The sequence below is a fragment of the Secundilactobacillus pentosiphilus genome, assembly GCF_002217985.1.
GTDB classification, from domain to species: Bacteria; Bacillota; Bacilli; order Lactobacillales; family Lactobacillaceae; genus Secundilactobacillus; species Secundilactobacillus pentosiphilus.
Map to the genome: position 1 here is coordinate 59,613 of NZ_BCMI01000012.1, position 20,433 is coordinate 80,045.

15 protein-coding genes are annotated in these 20,433 nt (G+C 43.9%); 5 read left to right on the forward strand and 10 right to left on the reverse strand.

The features are described from left to right. Positions 1–62: 62 nt before the first annotated feature. A complete protein-coding gene (locus CES81_RS07245; RefSeq protein WP_089121250.1) occupies positions 63–605 on the reverse strand; it encodes a sigma-70 family RNA polymerase sigma factor in 543 nt (180 codons plus the stop codon). Positions 606–1,032: 427 nt separating this feature from the next. Between CES81_RS07245 and CES81_RS07250 the strand changes: the two genes are divergently transcribed. Then, positions 1,033–1,488: a hypothetical protein gene (locus CES81_RS07250; protein WP_089088962.1), complete on the forward strand. Its 456-nt coding sequence runs from the start codon at positions 1,033–1,035 to the stop codon at positions 1,486–1,488. 280 nt (positions 1,489–1,768) lie between these two features. Beyond that, a complete protein-coding gene (locus CES81_RS07255; protein ID WP_180949754.1) occupies positions 1,769–3,667 on the forward strand; it encodes a leucine-rich repeat domain-containing protein in 1,899 nt (632 codons plus the stop codon). A 56-nt stretch (positions 3,668–3,723) separates the two neighbouring features. Here CES81_RS07255 and CES81_RS07260 read toward each other — a convergent pair whose 3' ends face one another. From CES81_RS07260 to CES81_RS07295, 8 genes are all read right to left on the reverse strand, one after another. Next, positions 3,724–3,996 (reverse strand): hypothetical protein, encoded by a 273-nt coding sequence (locus CES81_RS07260; protein WP_089121252.1) that lies wholly within the window; start codon positions 3,994–3,996, stop codon positions 3,724–3,726. 159 nt (positions 3,997–4,155) lie between these two features. Then, positions 4,156–5,313 carry a matrixin family metalloprotease gene (locus CES81_RS07265; RefSeq protein WP_089121253.1) on the reverse strand — a complete coding sequence of 386 codons (1,158 nt, stop codon included), beginning with the start codon at positions 5,311–5,313 and terminating at the stop codon, positions 4,156–4,158. 110 nt (positions 5,314–5,423) lie between these two features. Then, positions 5,424–5,684, reverse strand: a complete 261-nt coding sequence (locus CES81_RS07270) for a helix-turn-helix domain-containing protein (protein ID WP_089121254.1) — start codon at positions 5,682–5,684, stop codon at positions 5,424–5,426. Between the two features lie 408 nt (positions 5,685–6,092). Next, positions 6,093–6,857 carry a C40 family peptidase gene (locus CES81_RS07275; RefSeq protein WP_369688591.1) on the reverse strand — a complete coding sequence of 255 codons (765 nt, stop codon included), beginning with the start codon at positions 6,855–6,857 and terminating at the stop codon, positions 6,093–6,095. An 81-nt stretch (positions 6,858–6,938) separates the two neighbouring features. After that, a complete protein-coding gene (locus tag CES81_RS07280) occupies positions 6,939–7,796 on the reverse strand; it encodes a C39 family peptidase (RefSeq protein ID WP_089121256.1) in 858 nt (285 codons plus the stop codon). A gap of 136 nt (positions 7,797–7,932) precedes the next feature. Further along, positions 7,933–9,162 carry an S-layer protein gene (locus CES81_RS07285; protein ID WP_089121257.1) on the reverse strand — a complete coding sequence of 410 codons (1,230 nt, stop codon included), beginning with the start codon at positions 9,160–9,162 and terminating at the stop codon, positions 7,933–7,935. A 183-nt stretch (positions 9,163–9,345) separates the two neighbouring features. Further along, positions 9,346–11,223, reverse strand: a complete 1,878-nt coding sequence (locus CES81_RS07290; RefSeq protein ID WP_089121258.1) for a coiled-coil domain-containing protein — start codon at positions 11,221–11,223, stop codon at positions 9,346–9,348. 505 nt (positions 11,224–11,728) lie between these two features. Then, on the reverse strand, positions 11,729–13,159 hold the full coding sequence (locus tag CES81_RS07295; RefSeq protein ID WP_089121259.1) for a hypothetical protein: 1,431 nt from the start codon (positions 13,157–13,159) through the stop codon (positions 11,729–11,731). 644 nt (positions 13,160–13,803) lie between these two features. On the opposite strand from CES81_RS07295, the gene CES81_RS07300 reads away from it, so the two are divergent. The 3 genes from CES81_RS07300 (at position 13,804) to CES81_RS07310 (ending at position 19,564) form a co-directional block, all read left to right on the forward strand. Beyond that, entirely contained in the window at positions 13,804–14,706 is a 903-nt protein-coding gene (locus tag CES81_RS07300) for a LysR family transcriptional regulator (protein ID WP_089121260.1), read from the forward strand. Between the two features lie 215 nt (positions 14,707–14,921). Next, positions 14,922–16,760, forward strand: a complete 1,839-nt coding sequence (locus tag CES81_RS07305) for a leucine-rich repeat protein (RefSeq protein WP_180949755.1) — start codon at positions 14,922–14,924, stop codon at positions 16,758–16,760. A gap of 248 nt (positions 16,761–17,008) precedes the next feature. Then, positions 17,009–19,564, forward strand: a complete 2,556-nt coding sequence (locus CES81_RS07310; protein ID WP_089121262.1) for a leucine-rich repeat protein — start codon at positions 17,009–17,011, stop codon at positions 19,562–19,564. Between the two features lie 203 nt (positions 19,565–19,767). Here the strand turns inward: CES81_RS07310 and CES81_RS07315 are convergent, their stop codons facing one another. After that, the gene (locus CES81_RS07315) at positions 19,768–20,271 is read right to left on the reverse strand and encodes a hypothetical protein (protein WP_089121263.1); all 504 of its coding nucleotides are present in this window, start codon (positions 20,269–20,271) and stop codon (positions 19,768–19,770) included. Positions 20,272–20,433: the final 162 nt, after the last annotated feature.

The following is a 20,433-nucleotide window of genomic DNA, read 5'->3' on the forward strand; positions in this document are numbered from 1 at the left end:
CAACATACCAAATAGTTGTGTGTGTAATTTGGTCAATTTGTAATATTTTTGTGAAGAGCATATTACTTGAATTGATGGGGATTTTCTGATTCTCGCGCCATGAGCTTGCTGCGAATGCGTTTTTGCCACTTATAAATGGTCTGACGAGAAACGCCCCATTTCTTGCTAATTTCACTAGGTGTTAGCTGATAATAAATTCGGTCGATCAAAAACCGACGCTCTGCTGCGTTGCATTTGCCTAACCAGCCCTTTAACAAGTTGGTATCAATGGTGTCAGCGAGTACGTCCAGCTTTTGTGGAACCCCTGATAAATCCACTTCACCGGTTTCTAAATGCTTTATTTCCCGCTGCTTAGCCTGCAACTGATTTAAGAATCGCCGGTAGAGTGCCTGGTGGGCGTAGGCCAAAAACTGTTTAGGCTTCTCCGTTGGTTCCTGCGGATATTTCTGAAAAATCGCCACGAATAATAACCAGCCTTCTTGAACCAGATCCTCAAAATCAGTGTCATTTTGCCGGATGCCCAGCTTCTTTAAGGCACTGTAAATAATCAGTTGGTGGCCATCTGCTGCTAAAAATTCAAAGGCTGCTTGTGCTGTTCTTTCCATTATATGAACCCCTTTAATAAGTGATCCATAGCGCTATGGTCGCAGATAGATTAGCAAAGCTGCCGGAACGGCCAGCGTTCAGTCCAAACAACCACGTGGGTTAATCGCATGATAAATTAAACTGACCACCATTTTTGATCATTTGATGAACATATCTCGTAATTGTGTTCATATTTTAAATGATCTAGACCAATTTTAAATCAAACAGCCATTCTGCTTTCCGCAAACTCACTATCCGCTTATACCGTAGTGGGTACAGCCTAGTCATCTGGTTTCCATTTCATCGCTCGAGCACCCCATCATGTCCCGCTGAACCAAAAAGGACACGTCCTGTTCACAAATTCTTCATAAATAAATCGTAGTTTGGGGATATTTGTCTGGCATACTAACAAATAATAAGAGAGATGACCCAAAAAGGAGGTGCAGCGTGGCACCCAGAATTTCCAGAAGACGCATTGCTGTTGCGGTTATTTTGTTTTGTTTGTCAACTGTATTTGGCACATCACTACTGACGCGGGGACGCAATCTTCAATCTGGGGAACTGATGCCTCGTACGCACCAAATGCTCAGTCACCACGTCACTGTCAACTTTATTACACAGCGAGGACGCAAACTGAGAACCTACTATTGGTCAACGAACCACACTTCCAGCCGTAATGCCGACGTCACGGATATCTTTAACAGTGATATTCTTGAAGCCAACAGCGGCATTAATCAGCACATTCCGTTGGACTATTCCTTTGATCAGACCGACTTAAGAAACGTCCGCACGCTGAGAAACGTCCGGCTCGGCGAATCGATTAACTTGTATATCACCAAGGAACGGCCGGAAGATCGGCCAACGGGTCTGCAACGCTTTTATAAATGGTTAATCAATGATTAAACCATCAAGACTGACTTTAAGTCAGGTATCACTAAATGAGCTCCCCAAACAAATATATGAAAAAGCCGCTACGATTGCGTGTGCATGTCATTCAATCGTAGCGGCTTTTTTGCGGTGCAATTAGCTGTCATTACAACGGATTATGAACAGCTTATGTATAAAATAATATTTTTCTGTGAACTCGTGGTACTTTGCTGGTGCTTCGTTTAGCTTCCTTGGTATATTTGATTCACGAAGAATGATTGCTGCTCACCACAAGATCCCCCCAGGAGGTTTTATGATGAAGAAAATTAGTTTGTTTAGTAGTTTATTAGCGGCCGGTATGTTATTTGGTACTGGGATGTCAGCCATGACGAGCCACGTTCAAGTGCGGGCCGCTACTGAGGCAACCGCATCAAATCAAAGCGGACAAAGCCAAAAAGCAAATTCAAACAAGCGCTCTGCTGTGCCTAAATCAAACTTCAAGCTTAGCGTTACTGCAGAAAACGCTGAATTTGACGAAAATACAGGTACGCTAACTGGTTTTTCACAAGAATGGGTTGATGAGCATCCGGAGCAAATTAAAGACCTGCTAGACGGCGGTCAATTAGTCATTCCAGATGAAATCAATGGCGTGCCGGTGAAAGTTATTGGGGAACGTGAGGTGCAATATGAAAATGAATTTGGTGGAATTTTATCTGAACCTGGCGCATTTAGCCGCTATGCACTCCAAAGAATGATTGATGAGAACCCCAATGATGATGACGACAGACGATGGGGAATCAGTGCGATAATTGGCGGGACTAACCTAACAGAAGTAGCAATGGCCGGATTTTCAGGAAACAGTATTGAATCTTTAAGTATGTCTAGTCTTGAAAAAGTTGGTGGCGATGCTTTTGCTGCTAATCAACTCAATCAGATTAATCTGCCAAAAGTTACTGAAGTTGGAGACTTTACTTTTTCTTCGAATCACCTAAACGAAATAACCCTACCAAATGTTACTCAAATTGGTGAATTGGCTTTTGCTTGGAACCAATTAAACAAATTTTCTCTACCAAAAGTCACTCAAATTGGTGAAAAAGCTTTTATGCACAACAAATTAGATCACATTGAGTTAACAAATACTACTCAAATTGGAGACTATGCTTTTCGGGACAACCAATTAACTTACATTCAATTATCTGAGAAAGTAAATTTGGAAAATGGTGTATTCGAAAGTCAGGAAATCTCTCCAAACGTTACCGCAACCAAAGATAGCGAGGTTCCCTTCGATGCCATTAAACCGGAACTAAAAATTGGTGAAGTTGATCAGATTGAAAGAATTACTAATATTGACATCTTAAGTCCAACAGATACTATTACAACAGTAAACAACAAAATAGTCGGCATATCCGGTAAAAATCCCATTAAGCTCAACACGAAAGTTGACCTTGAAATGATACCTGATAGTCAAGGGGATTATTCTATCTTCTCAAGCCAGTTAACCATTAATCCATTTGAAGATAATAACGGTGGTGAAGACAACAACGGCGGCGAAGACAATAACGGTGGTGAAGACAATAACGGCGGCGAAGATAACAACGGCGGCGAAGATAACAACGGCGGCGAAGACAATAACGGCGGCGAAGATAACAACAATAATAATAACGGATCCGGTGGCGGTAATTCCGGCGGTAGCACAGGGACTGAAACTCAACCTGATAATAATACCAACGGCTCCGACAACAATGAGGTTAAGCCCCTACCTAATCCTAATAAACCAGCAGCTGCCCCTCACTCCGTCTATGCCTTACGTGGTATGCGGCTGCACAAGAACGTCAGCCTGACCGATCCAGTGAGATCCTACAAGAAACAGGCTCGGGCCAAGGCAGCTAACTTCCGTATCCAAGGCGTTGCTTTTGATCAAAATGGCAAAAAACGCTACAAGGTTAAGGGCGGCTACATTACTGCCAGTTCCAAGTACGTTGCTGATTGCCACTTCCGCAGTAAGAAAATCAACCGCGTGCGGGTCATCAGCAATAAAGCTAATAGCTACAAAGACCTGAAGCTGTCAAAGAACCAGAAAGTACGTTCCTACAAGAAGGGTACCAAACTGAACGTGAAACGCATCGTCAACTACGGCCGGACAACTCGTTTCGAATTAACCAATGGCCGTTACATTTCTGGTAACAAGCAAATCTTCATCATGGACCAAAAGTGATCTTAAACACCGAAAACGCCCAATCTTCAAAATTGGGTGTTTTTTATCGCCTTCATTTAATAAAACCGCCGGCGAGCCCACGTTGCTAAAGCGCCGACCGTTACTAATGCGGAGAGCGCGACTATCGTTGTTTGCCGCTGCCGCGGATCACTGGTCTGCCAGAACTTGATCTGACTATCCTGGCTGCCGACTTGAATCTGCGTGCGCAGTCTTGGTTGTACTCGCTCAGCAACCGGTTCACGCATCCGACTGGCTGCAGAAACATCCACAGTAGAGAACAAACTTAATCCTAATAACAACACAACAACCAGCATCTTTAATAACTTCATCGCGCACACCTCCACTAGCGATCTCATTCATCTAGCTTAGGTATACGCTTTGAATATCTTGATTCTGTTTGGGTTCTGTAAAAGTTGCGTAAAGACAGCAAAAACCTGGTGACCAGTCCGCTGACTGATAACCAGGTTTTCAACATTCAATCTTTAATTTTACCAGTAACCCAACTTCATGCCTAACTTCGCCCGGTTAACGTCTCGGTTGGATAAGCTTGGCGATTCAAGCCGGTCATCGTTAGGATCTTTAGGCGAGTCCCAATCGTACTTGCCGTCCACGCTAGAACTGAAGCCGTCATCGCTGGTTTCCGCGTACATGATATCAGTTAAGTAAGGCGTGTGGTCCAGCCCCAGTGAGTGGCCCAGTTCGTGAACCATGACACCTTCCCAGTAGTCAGTTGCATCCGGTGCAGCGGCCTTCTGTGCAGCAATCAATTGGTCATACAGGGTATGGCCTTGCGCAAGGTAAGCCTTCTTTTCAGAAGAGCCACTCGGTGCGGCTTTGTAAGCGGCCGAGACGTTTTCGTACTGGTTATACAGCGCGCGAATTTCCGGCGTATCAGCCACACTGTCCATATACGTCTTATCGTGAAGTGCTGAAGAGCTCAAATACAGGTGTGTCCCGTCATTTAAACCATCCCACTCCTTGGATGACTTAGTGCCGATCACCAAGTCATGGTGCTTAGAAGTTCCCTTAATAAAGACTGAGCGGCCGAGCGCCTTGTTCCAAACGCTCATTGATTTGCTGGCATAAGTCTTCAAACTGGGATCCGAGACGTATACCCGTGCCTGATGTTTTTTAAACGTCGTTAACTGCCCAGTCATATTAAACTCTTTGCGCAAATAAGCACCATAAGTGCTGTAAAATGCCGCGGGCTGTTTCAGTATCGTCGATGACGGATTCAAATCCTGCCCAGAAGCCACTAGCTTCGAAAGTGCGGACTTGGACATCACCGGCTTCATCAAATAACCGTGCCAGACCCAACCGGCTAGCTTACTACTGCCAGTCGACTTGATATAATAGTAGATCCGAGTCGACTTGCCGACCTTCACCTTTTCCTGTGCTTTAGCATAAAACGTAGCGATCTGACCATAAGAGAGTTTAAATTCTTTTTTCTTCAAGCTGCCTGAATAAGCGTATGCGTTCTTCGCCTTCGATTGGTCAATTTGGTACTTGGTCGTACTCATTGATTTCTTCGAAACAACCGACACCTTCGTCTTGGCCTGAACAGTTAGCGTTGATACAGCTGGTTCAGCAACTGCCGCACCCATAAATGACAGGGCTGCAATCATCATAATGCCAAGTTTTTTCATCCCTAGAATGGCCCCCTTAAACCTACATCTCACACGTCCGTGATTCCAGATTCTATATAGGGACATTCTACCATATTTAGCAATCTAGTTCGCTTGATATGCGCAAAGATTTACTGAAAATCAATCTTCAGCTCCTTATTCACCGCCCGAGCGATCTTTTCCAGCGTTTCAACGGTGATGTTGGTACCGCCGTTCTCCCAGCGGGCGATCGATGATTGCGGAACACTCATCAGCTCGCCGAGTTGACTTTGAGTCAGTCCGGCCTCCGCGCGCAGCATGTGGATCCGCGTCGCGTACCGATAACGAATACTGGATTGGTGAAATTTCTTAGCAAATGCCGGTTTGTCAAAAATATTCTGTGTCTGTTTCAAGGGTCTTCCTCCTGTTGGTTAAATGCCTTAGTATCAATACCTACGATAGAAAGTTGCCAGATGTTCGTCTTGAACAGTGGCTATTCTACTAGTGATAGCATAAAGGAAAACCGAACGGGTGTTCTTGATTTTTGAAATTATCTATGATACTCTTAGGCTATTCGGTTGATGAATTCCAATCGAAAAAGTCTGTAACGTTTCCAATCACATCCCTAAGTGATTGCCCCTACAGGAATTACACTGAAAAAGCACTAGCAAACTGTCCCTTTGCTGGTGCTTTTTTGACGTGCTATGATTTCACAAATGATGTATACCATTTGTGACGATGACTGATCACATTTTTGAAATTAATTCAGAATTATCATAGTGTTTCATCCAGACATCGCTCACTGGCTACGCCCAACTGCCTTATAGAAACGGCCGCTTGACACCGGCAATATCGGAACGCTGTCCGTTACGGATCGGCTGAACCATGACCCGCGGCGGCCACGATTCGATCACTTTGTTATGACCCAGATAGATGGCCACGTGCCAGATCACGTGAGTGCCCGGGGTATAGTAAAAAATCAAATCGCCACGTTCACGGTGCTTATAAGCGACGCGCTTTAACTTCTTGGAAGCCCACAGGTTGCGGCTGTTCCACTCGTTACCCGGATGGGCGTGGTTGATGGCGCTGATCGGTGCCGGATTAATGCCGCCAGCGTACAGCGCCTGCATGGCTAACCCCGAGCAGTCCACCCCGTAACTGGGACTCGATGACGAGCCCACCAAATAGGGACGGCCCTTGTACTTATAGGCCTGTTTGATCATCGCTTCAACGTGGGCTTTACGGCTGTCCTTAGTGGTCACCGTCAGCGGTGCCACGTAACTGTCGATGCTGGTCCAAGACGACTTGGAAAAGCCCATCTTGGTCCAGGTCTTTTCATCCACGTCGCCGGTTGCTTTCAAATGGTGCTTGCGCTGAAACTGCTTGACCTGATAATAGGTCGCCGTATTGTACTTATCGTAGCCAGCGAAAGTGTGCATCTTCTTCATGATCTTCCAGGTCTTAATGCCTTCATAGCCGCGTTTGACCGTGTAGCCGACCTTGCCGTAGGGCTTGATCTGGGTATCTTGAACCTGATAATACCCCTTGGGATTCTGATAAGCTGATGCCTGCGTTGTGCCTGCCATCCCCACGGCAGCCCCAATACTCAACGCGATGATCCATTTCCACTTCATTCAAAATATCTCCCTTGATATTAAATTACCCAATTAATAACTCAACGCCCGGTTGGCATCGCCCTTACGGTGGGATGTCATGGTGCTGTTACTCATACTTGTCCGCTGCTTCTTCCAAGGATCATTATAGTAGATCCGCGTCTTGGAGTAACCCGTAACGGTTAACGCGTGGTTGCTGAAACCGTCCCAGTTAGCGACCCAGACCACTACTAAATGATTTCGGTGGACCTGTTTCTTAATGCTGGTCAAACTAGCGCCCGTCATGTTCTTAGCGGTGCCCATGTGCTTTTTGACCACACCCATGAGGCCGCCCGGATAAACGTACCAGCCGCTGGCGCTGTACGGACTGCCAACGAAGCCCTTGTTGGGATCACTGCTGCGCGGCATTTCCTTTGCTAGGCTCATCTTGTCCACCTTGGCGCCGCCAAACTGCAGCATCATCGCCGTAGCGGTAATTTCGCAACCGGTTGGTAACTCAGGCCGTTGTCCGATCAGCGGCGCGTAAAGTCTGTACGTGGAAGTGACCGTGACTTTTTGTTCGATCCAGCCCGTCCACTTGTGATTATAGGTAAACTTCAACCAGGTCACACCGTTAACGACTTCTTGCCGGGTAATGTGGATCGTTTTGCCGGCAAAGGTTTTCCCATAACCGATGGCCTTCAGGTTGTTAGCCGAAGTTTTATAAGCCCCGGTAGCGTAAATCTTATAGTTATGTGAACTATTCGACCCCATTGTCGTGTAGTAGTTGACCTTCGTCAGCTTACTGATCTGGTAATAGGCCTGACTCGCCGTACTCGTGGCCGCGCTCGCGCTAGCCGTATTGACTGCCAAGGCGCTAACGCCAACTGACAGACTTAATAATAGTGCTGCAATGCCGTGTTTCACTCTCATGATATGTAATTTCTCCTCACTTAATTTAAGTGAAGTATACCACAATCTAGTGACGGCAACGGTACCAACCCCGTCTCAATTTGTTTACAAATTAAAAACGCCGCCTCTAAGGCGACGTTTCGTGACTCAATTCTAATTAATAAGCAGCCTTGTAAGTTGCTGTGACACTGACAGTGTTACCTGCATCAGTAGTCGTTGTGGCTTTATCGTTACCCTTGTCGAACTGGTAACTCATACCGTTATCACCGATTAAATCTTGAAGTTGAGCATCGTAGACGATGTTTTCAACATCACTAGCAGTAACGGGGTCGCCGGCTTTAACTTGGAAGGCAGCCTTGGCACCGGATGCATCTAATGCAGCCTGGTCGCTACTCTTCAAGGTAATTGGGTTGCCTGATTCGTCAACGGCAGTTACTTTGATTGCTTTGGTAGCGTTAGGGTCAGTAGCCTTGACGTAGTAAACAATGGTGTCGCCGTTCTTAGCGATAGCGGCGTTATCCTTGTTAGCTAACGAAGCTGAACCGCCGTTATCATTGTCGTCAGGAACATAGCCTGAAGGAACACCGTCAATGATGCTCTTCAAGTTAGTCGTGGTCGTCACGTTGGTATATGAAGCGCTCTTATCAAAGGCAACGGAACCAGTACCGACTTCCTTGCCAGTAGACTTGTCAACGTAGCTGATCTTTACGGAGTTGCCCTGTGGTGCTTGGACACCCAAGTTGTAAACCCAGCCAGTGATCGATGGGTTCTGGTCATCCTTGACTTGGTAGTAGACCCAGCCTTCACGGCTCTTAGTTTCAGCACCGGTAATGGTAAATGTATCGGTATTGCTGAAGCCAGTAACCTTCTTGGCTTTGTACTGCGTGTACTGTGGATTGTTCCAAAGCGTCCACTTAGATGGTTTAGTCAACGTGTAGCCAGTCGTAGTTGAAGGCATGCTGGCTGACTTAGTGGTTTGTGCAGGTGCGATCCCGCCAGCAAACTTAGTGTCATCTTTACCGCCGTAGACCCAGCCACGGTACTTGCCATCAAACGAAACGACCTTGTAGTAAACGGACTTCCGGTTACTCAAGACGATGGAGTAGGCACGGAAATAGTCGTTGGATTTCTTGGACTGAGCTAAGTTTGCCATGGTCGATTTCGAAGCCACCACCTTGGCACCCTTTGCTGTCCCAATCTTAGAATATAAAGCATGGGTACCATTAGGAACCACGTTACGGGTTTCTGGTGCCGTCTGGAAGTACGCAGGCTTCGTTACATAAGCGTAAGACTTAGCACTGGCAGTTGTGCTAGCTAAGCCGGCTGCGCCGAATACTGAAGCAGCAGCTAAACCAACGTACAATGTTTTTTTCAAATTAGACTTCATTAAAAAATACACCCCTTCATTTAAGCTGAAACTTAATACTGATCCCCTGATCAGTTAAATTCATTGTACCACTTAGTATCGTTCATGCACTTAATCAAAATCTAATTTAGAAAGGCTTAAGCATTTTGACATATTCGCCGCCACAAAAAAGACGCGTCCTTAAGACACGCCTTAAACCATTCATTATTCAGCGCCCGCAAAGGGAATGCCCAAGGTCACGGGCAGGTTATGCGGATCTAATAAACTAATGTTTAACGGCTGGTTCACCTGCTGAATGAGTTTCATCTCAGTCTCATAATTGTCGACCAGGTACTGCTGTTGCGGTAAGGCAGCTGCCCAGGACTTAAAGGCATCGTTGTCTACCGCTGAACCGTTTACCAGCGCGATCGACTTACCGTGCATCGCATTCAGCAGCTGGCGGTACTGTTCGTTTTCAATGGCACCAACTAGAAAACCAGACTCGTTGAAATTATTTTTGACCCACCACTCAGTAAAGCCAGCAATCGTGTCAAACGCCTGTACCTGCATCCCAACGGCGTTCAGCAATTCTACTTGGCTGAGCTTGTCATTTTCGTAGTGAACGTTCAGTATGCCCAGACCGCTCTGACTGTAATATTCGTCACGGTTCTTCGTCCCGTCATCGTTATAGAACCGGTTAGACGTGAGCTGACCTTCCGTGGACATCATACTGCTTTCAGCCAGCCGGCCGTTCTTATAAGAATCAACGCTCTCGATATTCTCGCTGGATGGATAGTAGTGGACTTTAAGTGTCCAGCCGTTGTCTAACGTCAACGTCCGTTCCGTGTGGTTGGCATTCCATTCATCGTTAACCGCGTCATCAGGCAGCTGATATTTGGCTCCCGGCTGTCCTTGATGCTGTAAACTATATAACGGGTTGTAAACCGATACGATACCGCCCCTGACCTGCAGCTCATTGGTCCAAGCTGCTATCTGGCTGGTCAAGTTCAGCTTAAACTGGCTGGTATACAGGCCCACTCGTTCGATGCCGCGCCGCATCATGACTTTGACGACTAACTTCATCTGTTCATATTGGGCCTCGGTGAGATTATCCATGTCCAAAATAATTTCGGAATCGCTGTCTAACACTAAGCCTTTAACGGGGACCAAAACACCCATCCACTTCTTGATATCAGCGTTAGCGTCAGCCAGCTCAGCATTCTTCTGATTTAAATTACCCTGCAGTTGCGTCAGTTGCGCCTGGCTGTCGGTCAATTTTTGCGTCATCGCATCAAGCTGCTTGGATGTTTCTTCATCATCAGAAGCGACCTTAGCCTGAACTTCTTCCAGCTTAGAATTAACCTCACTCAGTTCTTTTTGATCTGCAGTCAGCTTATCCCGAGTAGCTTGCAGTTGATCTTTCAAGGCCGTCTGCTTCTGATCGACTGCCCGAATGGTGGCTTCGTTTTCCTCACGTTCAGTCTGGTTATTTTTAATGTCATCGCGGTATTGATCAGCCAAAGACACAATCGTAGCCGGATCCTTTTCGCTCTTAAACTTCGCCGAGATATCAGTTTCCGCCTGAACCAACTGTTGTTGTTTATGGTTTAGACCCGTCAATTCGGCATTGAGCTCCTTCACCTGGCTGATCAGGTTGCCAACTTGGTCCTGATTTTCTTTAATTCGCGCGTTTAATTCAGTCTGCTGCTGAACAAATGGGGCTGACGCTTCTGCGCTCGCCTTTTCCATTCTGTCCTGAATATTAGTCACTTGCTGGCCATTATCTTCGACTAGCTTCTGACTAGCCGCGATTTCTTTGTTCAACTCATCAATACTTGTCTGAATCTCTTTTTGATGATCAAACAGCAAGTCTTGTAACGTTTCCCGTCGAATATTATACTGCTGCGCAATTTCCGTCAGATTTTGCTTGGCGGTCAATACAGAAGTCACCACCGAAGGGCTGCTGGCGGTGACTTTTGAAGCTTGCACCGGTTCCGTCTGGTTATCGTCATTTCCAGACTGATTATTTTCTACTGATGCGTTGTCGTTTGTTTTATCGGATTCTTGCTTTGAATTTCCCCGAAATAAATTTCGTAAGCCCATGCTTGTACCTCCTGGCAAATCGAATTATCTCTATTTTACCATTGATGGCAATCAACTAGATACTTTCGTTTAATTGAATATGATTACTTAAAGTTTGGATCTTTAAAAACTCTGTTATGACATTAACTATATCTCACTATGAGTGGGACTTAAAGCTAAAATTTTTTCTAAATACCATTTCTAACGAACCATAATACTACCGCCAGTTACTCAAATAATTATTAAAAAGTAGAATGAGATGTTAGAGTCAACGACACGCATAATTAATAGCAATAAACCAATACAAATAGAAATAAAATTGATAAAAACGAATCCCCTAACTATCAGCCATTATTAGCTGAAAGCTTACTAGCAGGTACTCCGTATAACTGCCTGAGAGTCTCTCATCAATACTAAATATCATAGAACAAAAAAGACCAACCCCAAGTGGGATTGGTCTTTCATGAAGTTAAAAATCAAATCAATACATCTTTAATTTTTAACTACCCGTTATCTAATTTACTTATTAAGCAAATGGGTTAACTGGGTTAGTTGGGTTAGTGGTAGTTGGTGCACTAACAGTAACCTTTTGAACGTTGTAGTGTGCTTCAAAGGCAGTACCATATTGGCCAGCCTTAGCTGAAGATGGAGTGTAAACATATTGTGCATACTTTTGTACACCATTTACAGCCGCACCATCTTTAAATACTGGTGACTTCAATTCTTTGTAGAATGAGCTACCATTCAAGAAGGATAATGCTTGGTCAGAAGTAAATGCAGCACCTTCAGTACCAGTGAACAGAGTTACTTGACCATTAGATGGAGCAAGAACAAGCTTTTGAGCTGAGTCAGCATCGGCACGAACGCTGCTATCTGTAGTTGTAGCAAGTTTAACATCTGAGTTTACAGCGCCAGTGTAGCTTACCCAAGCTGCAACTGCTGAAGGCTTTTGACCATTCTTAACAGCATAAACAGTTACGCTGCCACCGTTCTTAACAGAATTTAACTTGTTAACTGCATCTTTTGTACCAACTGTGTAACCAGAACCTTTAAGAGCATCAGTTAACTTAGACTGGAAGTCAGTAGTATACGTACCGTCTGCTTGAACCTTAGCTAAAGCATCAGCACCGTTGCCAGTTACGCCAGTAGTGTAGTTAAATGAAGCAACTTCGTTACCATTAGCTACATCTTTAACAGTAACAGCTACTTGAGTATCTGGGTTAAGAGCGTTGTCGTTCTTAACGTTTGATGCCTTGATCCAAGCACCGTCAAGATCCTTAGTAGTAGTACCGTTGCTCAACTTAGTTGAAGCGATTTGGTACCAAGTGTCGCCTTCACGTGAAGTAGTAACAGCCTTGTTAAAGGTAAATGTAGCACCCTTGTAAGCATCTGTCTTAGCTAAGACAGCGCCGTTAACAACTGCACGGCCAACCTTGTAGTTAGTGTATGCTGGTTCCTTGTAGAACAAGGTGTTAGCAGTTGCACTAGTGTCAGCAGTTAAGCTGTATGAATCAGAAGCTTTAGGAGCAGTAGCGTCCTTAGTAGTAGCGTATGAAACTAAGCCGCCAGCAAAGGCACTAGTACTCTTACCACCGTAAACATAGCCACGGTATTGCTTGTCGTATGAAACGACCTTGTAGTAAACTGAACCGCGGTCAGTAGTAACTACGCGGTAAGCACGGAAGTTATCTGAACCGTTCTTTGAAGCAGCTAAGCGCTTTGCAGTTGTTGTAGTAGCAACAACCTTAGCACCCTTAACAGTACCTGGCTTGCTGTAGATAGCGTTAGTACCAGTTAAGTTAACGTTACGAGTGTTAGCAGCAGTAGTTAACACTGTACTTGGTGCAGAAAGCTTTGCATAAGACTTAGCTGAGGCGTTAACACTTGTGCCGGCAACGGCAGCAAATGAAACTGCAGCTAAACCTAAATAAAGAGACTTCTTTAAACTAGATTGCATGTAAAATTCCTCCAAACATATATTTATGTAACTCATCAAGCATAAACAGTATACACAATATCCGACCGAATGTTAAGTAAAATAATTACCGCACCAACTTTCGAACATTGCGTACCGAGTTCTTAACTCTATACAAGAGTCTAACGCAGCCCCCACTTGGGTTCAAGAAAACTGCTTGAATTGTAGTCACCTTGCAATAATTTCACATATTTGAAACAATTGAAAAAGTGTCTCGAAAGCCTATTCATTCATGTCTTCTAGGCGTCCAAAACGGATTCTGTCGCTCTAAATTGTAATATAAGTCATCTGGATATTATTCATATTCGAAATCGATTTCATGCATGAAAATACCGATCAGATACTAACCGCAAAGTTTAAGAATTCGTTTAAAATAACTGCATTTATTTTATGTAGGCACTTTTTCCGCTTAAGTTTGATTTCTAAAGTTATTATCAGCAACTACTATAGGAAGACAACTCATCTAACGAGATGGCCTATCCGATTTACCTTTATGCTATACTTGTTACTAGTATTCAAGTTTATCGTCTTAAGGTGAAGAACGTTCATCTATTCTATCAAAATACCAATCAACTTAGATCTACTAAGTAACCGTTTTTACCTATTAATAAGGAGGCCCTTCGTTCATGATTCCCTTTGCTTACCAAGTCTTCAGTACCGTCATTCAGGAAGGTACGTTTCAAAAAGCTGCTCTGAAGTTAAACGTTACCCCGAGTGCGGTCAGTCACTCGATCACGCAATTGGAGAACGAACTGGGCTTCCCCGTCTTCATCCGTTCCCGTGCCGGTGCCGAACTGACACCCAACGGCCGCACGATCCTACCTATTATTCAGGAAATTTTGAACAGCCAGGCCCGGTTGGAACAGGAAGCCGCTGATATTAACGGTTTAAACGCTGGTTCCATCCGCATCGGCGCGTTCTCATCCGTTTGCATCAACTGGCTGCCACCCATCATTCAAGCCTTTAAAAAGCAATATCCCGATATCGACATTTCAGTGAGTCAGACTAGCTTTAACGAAATCGTGCAAAACGTTAAAAACGGGACGCTGGATCTCGGCTTTACCGTGATGCCGGTGAGTGAGAATTTAATCGTGGATACCCTGGTTAAAGACGAAATCTACTGTGTCGCTCCCAAAGGTTTCGAACCCAAAAACAAGAAGTCCGTTACCCATGAGGATTTAGAAGACCGCGATTTCATCCTGCAATCAGGCGATTACGACCGCGATACTAAAGCTGCGCTGGACTACTACGGTATTCAGCCTAACTTGATTCATTTTTCCATTGATGACCAGTCGATTGTTGCCATGGTGGAAGCCGGCCTGGGTCTGGGGATTTTACCGGAACTGGCGTTGCAAAAAATCATCGGCGACGTTGCCGTATATCCGTTTGAGCACCCCTTCTACCGGTCGATTGGGTTAGCAACTTCGGCGGTACAGGCTAAGGCGCCTTCTACTCAACGAATGATTGAGACGATTAAGGCGTTTGTGGAGAAGAAGTATCCGGAGGCGCTGTTAGTTCGATCGAAGTAATTCTTCAATAATACTGAATAAGAAAATACAGGACCCGACAACTGTCATTTACAAGGTTGTTGAGTCCTTTTGTCATTTATGAATAAATCTTGTGCAAATCCGCAAACTTTTGTGAAGTCATAGTATTTTGCTGGAATGCCTGTAGGCGCAATTGTTATATTTGAATCACAAAGAATCGTTGTTGCTCACCACAGTCCCCCACAGGAGGTTCTATGATGAAGAAAAAAGTAAAGTTGTTTAGTAGCGCACTGGCACTCGGAATGTTGCTTGGTACGGGTGCTGGTTCCCTATCGGTGGTCACTCAGCAGGTGCCGGGTACGACCATGACAGCAAAGGCGGCTGAAGGCCCAGTTGTGGAATTATCGGAAGATCAGGTTGTTGTTGATGATGATGGTACACTTGTAGATATTAGTCTTGATGAAGAAGATATAGAAAGTCTGCTTGCTGGTGGTACCTTAAGTCTCCCAGCAGCAGGAGCTAATCCCATCATTGACGAGGAACCAATACCAATTACGAGTATTGACGCCAACGCGCTGTCGAAAGCTCGTCTGCAACACACTCCCGGTCTGGAAGATTTCGATGGTCTTAAATCAGTAACATTTGCAGATGATAGCGAAATAACAGATATTCGCGAAAGCGCATTTGAAGGCAATCAACTAACTGATATTAAGCTGCCGAAAGGCCTTGAAAATATTGGGCCTAGAGCTTTCAAAGATAACCAGTTAACTAGTGTTCATCTCCCTGAAAGCCTGGAAACAATTGAAGACGATGCTTTCCAAAATAATCAGTTAACCAGTATTACACTCCCTGAAAACCTGGAAATAATTGGATCCCGTTCTTTCGAAAACAACCAGTTAGCCAATGTTACACTCCCTGAAAATCTTGAAACAATTGAACCTGATGCTTTCCGAGATAATAAACTGACAGATATTAAATTTCCTGACGCTGTTAAAAGAATTCATGACAGCGCATTTAAGAATAATCAATTAGAAGCGGTTGAATTGACATCTATTGAACACATAGGTGCGGATGCCTTCTCAAAAAATAAAATTAAAACCGTTTCAATCAATAAAGACCATGAATACATTAACGACCAAGAAGGAACCATTAATAATCCTGATGTCGGACACGCCTTCCGTGCACAAAGTTGGGGAAGTTTAACAATGCCTTACAGTCCAACAATTTCAAACGAGGACTTTGCAGGCAAGATTGATTTAACCTACGTTATGAACGATCTTGAACTAGGTGCTGAAAGATACTCAGTAGCAAGCATTAGTAATGCTACCAATTTAAGCTGGAATGGTGATCGAGGCGGCATCATAACCGTGAAATCAGAGGAAGGTGGATCAGCCAATATTGGTCTTGATGTATATCGAAACCATGTAAGTATGTCAGGTTCTGTTAGATTAAACGTTGATCCAGCTAGTGATGCTGGTGAAAATGGTAATGGTGAAAATGGTAACAACGGTGGCGGTTCCGGCGGTGACAATAGTGGTGGCATAACTCAACCAGATAACAATAATAACAATGGCAACAATAACGGCGGCACCACTCAGCCAGATACCGACAACAATAACAATACCACTCCAAGACCCCCAGCAACTCCTGGCACATCTAACAATCATCCTTACAGTGTTTACGCCACACGGGCAATGCGTCTCCACAAGAACGTTAGCCTGACTAGTCCTACCAAGTCCTACAAGAAACAAAGCCGTGCCAAGGCACCTAGCTTTAATATTCAGGGCGTAGCTTACGATAAAAACGGTAAGAAGCGCTACAAAGTTAAGGGCGGCTACATCACGGCAAGTTCCAAGTACGTGGCAGACAGTCACTTCCGCAGTAACAAGGTGAAACGTGTCCGCATCATAGGAAATAAAGTGAATAGCTACAAGGATGTTAAACTTTCCAAAAACCAGAAATTAGGTTCCTATAAGAAAGGGACTAAGATCAAAGTCAGCCGCATCGTGAAGTACGGTCGTACAACACGGTTCCAGTTACCTAACGGACGTTATATCACTGGTAACAAGCAGTTGCTGATTATGGATCAGAAGTAAATTAATCTGCTGTAAAAAGTACATGAAAAGGCCAACAACAGATTCTTGTTGCTGGTCTTTTGCGTTCTCTGACATGAAAGAGTAAACCAGAAACTGTTACTCCACATCTATGAACAAATTACGTGCAAATTCGCAAACTTCTGTGAAGTCATAGTACTTTGCTGGTGAATGAGATTGCTGATTTGATATGCTGGTATTAGAAAATAGTTGAACGAACGAATAAGCCCCCCTTAAGGAGGACCTATATTATGAAAAAGAAGTTTACGTTGTTCAGTAGTGCATTGGCTATGGGTATGCTGTTAGGAACAGCCACACCTGCAATTACGAGTTTACAGCACCCCGTAACTTCCGCTCAAGCAGCTGAAAATAAACTAGAGACTGGTGAAACAGAATCGGTTGAGAACGTTGAACTTGAAGCTGACGATATTACAGTTGACGAAAATGATCATATTATACGTTTCAAAAACAAAGATAAAGCCAAGCTTTTGCTAAACGGGGCCACTTTAACCATTCCTTCGTATGTAAAAGGAATAAAAGAAAACGCTTTCTCGCGTAACACAATTGCGAAATTAGCCACTGGAGATGTTGGATCACCTGGTGATGGAATATCTCAATTAATATTCAAATCAGATAGTCAAATTAACTACATTGGTGAGTCTGCATTTAACCGAAATCATTTGACAACACTTGATCTATCCGATTTATCTGAATTAGAAACTATTGACATGGCTGCTTTTGCTCACAATAAACTGGAAAATATCGATCTTTCTAACTTGTCCAATTTAAAAGCTATTGGGTCAGATGCCTTTTATCATAACGAACTTAGAAAACTTGATCTATCCGATTTATCTGCCTTGGAAACCATTGGTGGGTATGCATTTGCTAGCAATAAACTTGAAGAAATTAATTTTTCTAATTTGTCCAATTTAAAAACTATTGGGTCCACTGCTTTTCATGACAACGAACTCAGAAAACTTGACCTATCCGATTTATCTGAATTAGAAGTTATTGAGGAAAATGCGTTTTATATGAATAAGCTTGAAGAAATTAATTTTTCTAATTTGTCCAATTTAAAAACTATTGGGTCCGCTGCTTTTTATAGCAACAAACTCAGAAAACTTGACCTATCCGATTTATCTGAATTAGAAGCTATTGATGAAAATGCATTTGCTTACAATAAGATTGTAGAAACCAATTTATCTAACTTGCATAAGTTAAATACTGTTGGTTCAGGTGCCTTTTATAATAACGAACTTAAAGAACTTGATCTATCCGATTTATCTGAATTAGAAACTATTGACACCCTTGCTTTTGACCGTAATAAGCTTGAAAATATCGATTTCCCTAATTTGTCTAAGTTAAATACTATTGGTTCAAGTGCCTTTCAAAGCAACGCGCTTAAAGAACTTGATTTATCCGATTTATCTGAATTAGAAACTATTGACACCCTTGCTTTTGCCTACAATAAGCTTGAAAATATCGATTTTTCTAACTTACCCAAGTTAAATACTATTGGTCTAGGTGCCTTTTATAATAATGAGCTTAAAGAACTTGACCTATCCAACTTACCTGATTTGGAAACTATTGGAGCAGATGCCTTTGCATTAAATAAATTAATCAGTATTAATGTACCTGAATCAATCGATTTAACTGGGTTATCCGTTTTTAGTAATCAAACCCCTTCTCTTACAGTAAAACCGAATAAAGAAGGCGAAATTAATTTCGATGAGTTAACGCCAAAGTTGTTAAAAGGTAATGTTGATCAAAGTCCAAGCATTAAAAACATATCACATTCCGGTGCTGGTTTACCTAGTGGCGTTAATTTACAAATTGACAACGAAAAAAGAATGATTACAAATGCTACGCACAATGAATCATTTGAAATTAACTTATCGATTGATCTAGAGGATTTATCGTTTGGTGGTTACTCCCTTAACGGCGATCACTCTTATGCTCTAACCATTGACCCATCTGACGAAGCGGGTAATGGCGGCAACGGCGAAGACAACAACGGTGAAAATGGCAATGGTGGTGAAGGTGAAGACAACAACAGCGAAAATGGCAATGGTGGTGAAGGTGAAGACAACAACAGCGAAAATGGCAATGGTGGTGAAGGTGAAGACAACAACGGTGAAAACGGCAATGGTGGTGAAGGTGAAGACAACAACGGCGAAAATGGCAATGGTGGTGAAGGCGAAGACAACAACGGCGAAAATGGCAATGGTGGTGAAGGCGAAGACAACAATGGTGGCGGTTCCGGCGGTAACAACAGTGGCAGCGGAGCTCAACCCGACAACAATACTAACAATGACAACAACAGCGGCAACGAAATTGCACCAGAACCCCTGCCACAGCCAGGAAATACAGAAAACCGGCCCCACTCTGTTTATGCTAAACGCGGCATGAGACTGCACCGGAACGTATCACTGACTAATCCGGTCAAATCTTATAAGAAACAGAACCGGGCAAAAGCCCCTAGTTTCCGAGTACGCGGTATTGCTTACGACAAAAACGGCAAGAAACGCTACAAGGTGGATGGTGGTTATATCACAGCTAGTTCCAAGTACGTGGCAGACAATCACTTCCGCAGTAATAAAGTCCGCCAAGTACGAGTGCTCAGCAACCGCGTGAACAGCTACAAGGACAATAAGCTTTCGAAGAATCAGAAAGTACGTTCCTATAAGAAGGGTACTAAGATCAAAGTCAGTCGCATCGTGAAATACGGCCGGACAACTCGGTTCCAGTTACCTAACGGACGTTATATCACTGGTAACAAGCAGTTGCTGATTATGGATCAGAAGTAACCAATCGATAGATTTATATGTATGACAAAAAGGCTAGCGGATTTTTCCGCTAACCTTTTTTGATGTGCTGCTATTTCTGAAACGTGCTCAAACAAGCAGAGACTTGCATGTAAGCCACTTATGACAGAACCCGCGTCAGAGTACGACACGCCTTCCGCCATAAGTAGCTTACACTCCAGTCTCTAACCGCTTGTTTTCACACTCTACTCCTCAATCTCCCGCTTATCCAGCACCATGCCTATCGCGTCCTGAAACATATCGTAATCCTGCATGCTCACCACCACGTACCGGCCAATGCCATTTTCCGTAATGAAGACGGGCTGAAAATCAAACACCTGCGACAGTAACTGCTTAGGCTGCTTCAGGGCACCCATCGGTTTGATCACCGTTTTTCTTGGTGCGATCAAGTGTTTAAAGCGGTCCAGTTCCACGTTAATGAAGGTCGGCATTTCATCCGCTTCACCCACTGGCAGCGTTTCTTCTGGTTCAGGCAGATCTTCGTGGTCAAGCACCCGTTCCATCAGCAGCGTCCCGATCATTTCCCGGCCACGAGTTAAGACATCATAAATTGATTCTCCGGCAATAGTTTGGTCAATCACCGGCATATACATTTGATAGGGCAGTTCCCCGCGCTCATCGTGGCGAATCAAACCGGAATATGTTAGGTACATGGGTGCAAGTGAATCGTTAGTATCAAAAAAGTCCATCGTGTTACCTCGTTTTCATTTAATCGTTACAAGGTTAGCTATGCGATGGACTGCGTTTCAGTTTTTCTGTTCATTCTCACGGGCCTGGGCATAAAAAAGGCCCTCCCCTTTGACGTGTACCCAAAAAGTTGGAACTAAATAGTTTTATTCTTCTAGGCAACT

Coding starts and splice junctions, on each gene's coding strand:
- CES81_RS07275 (WP_369688591.1), bottom strand. CDS start 6,857: ATGGCAGGCACAACGCAGGCATCAGCTTATCAGAATCCCAAGGGGTAT.
- CES81_RS07305 (WP_180949755.1), top strand. CDS start 14,922: ATGAAGAAAAAAGTAAAGTTGTTTAGTAGCGCACTGGCACTCGGAATG.
- CES81_RS07295 (WP_089121259.1), bottom strand. CDS start 13,159: ATGCAATCTAGTTTAAAGAAGTCTCTTTATTTAGGTTTAGCTGCAGTT.
- CES81_RS07245 (WP_089121250.1), bottom strand. CDS start 605: ATGGAAAGAACAGCACAAGCAGCCTTTGAATTTTTAGCAGCAGATGGC.
- CES81_RS07265 (WP_089121253.1), bottom strand. CDS start 5,313: ATGAAAAAACTTGGCATTATGATGATTGCAGCCCTGTCATTTATGGGT.
- CES81_RS07290 (WP_089121258.1), bottom strand. CDS start 11,223: ATGGGCTTACGAAATTTATTTCGGGGAAATTCAAAGCAAGAATCCGAT.
- CES81_RS07260 (WP_089121252.1), bottom strand. CDS start 3,996: ATGAAGTTATTAAAGATGCTGGTTGTTGTGTTGTTATTAGGATTAAGT.
- CES81_RS07285 (WP_089121257.1), bottom strand. CDS start 9,162: ATGAAGTCTAATTTGAAAAAAACATTGTACGTTGGTTTAGCTGCTGCT.
- CES81_RS07310 (WP_089121262.1), top strand. CDS start 17,009: ATGAAAAAGAAGTTTACGTTGTTCAGTAGTGCATTGGCTATGGGTATG.
- CES81_RS07300 (WP_089121260.1), top strand. CDS start 13,804: ATGATTCCCTTTGCTTACCAAGTCTTCAGTACCGTCATTCAGGAAGGT.
- CES81_RS07315 (WP_089121263.1), bottom strand. CDS start 20,271: ATGGACTTTTTTGATACTAACGATTCACTTGCACCCATGTACCTAACA.
- CES81_RS07280 (WP_089121256.1), bottom strand. CDS start 7,796: ATGAGAGTGAAACACGGCATTGCAGCACTATTATTAAGTCTGTCAGTT.
- CES81_RS07255 (WP_180949754.1), top strand. CDS start 1,769: ATGAAGAAAATTAGTTTGTTTAGTAGTTTATTAGCGGCCGGTATGTTA.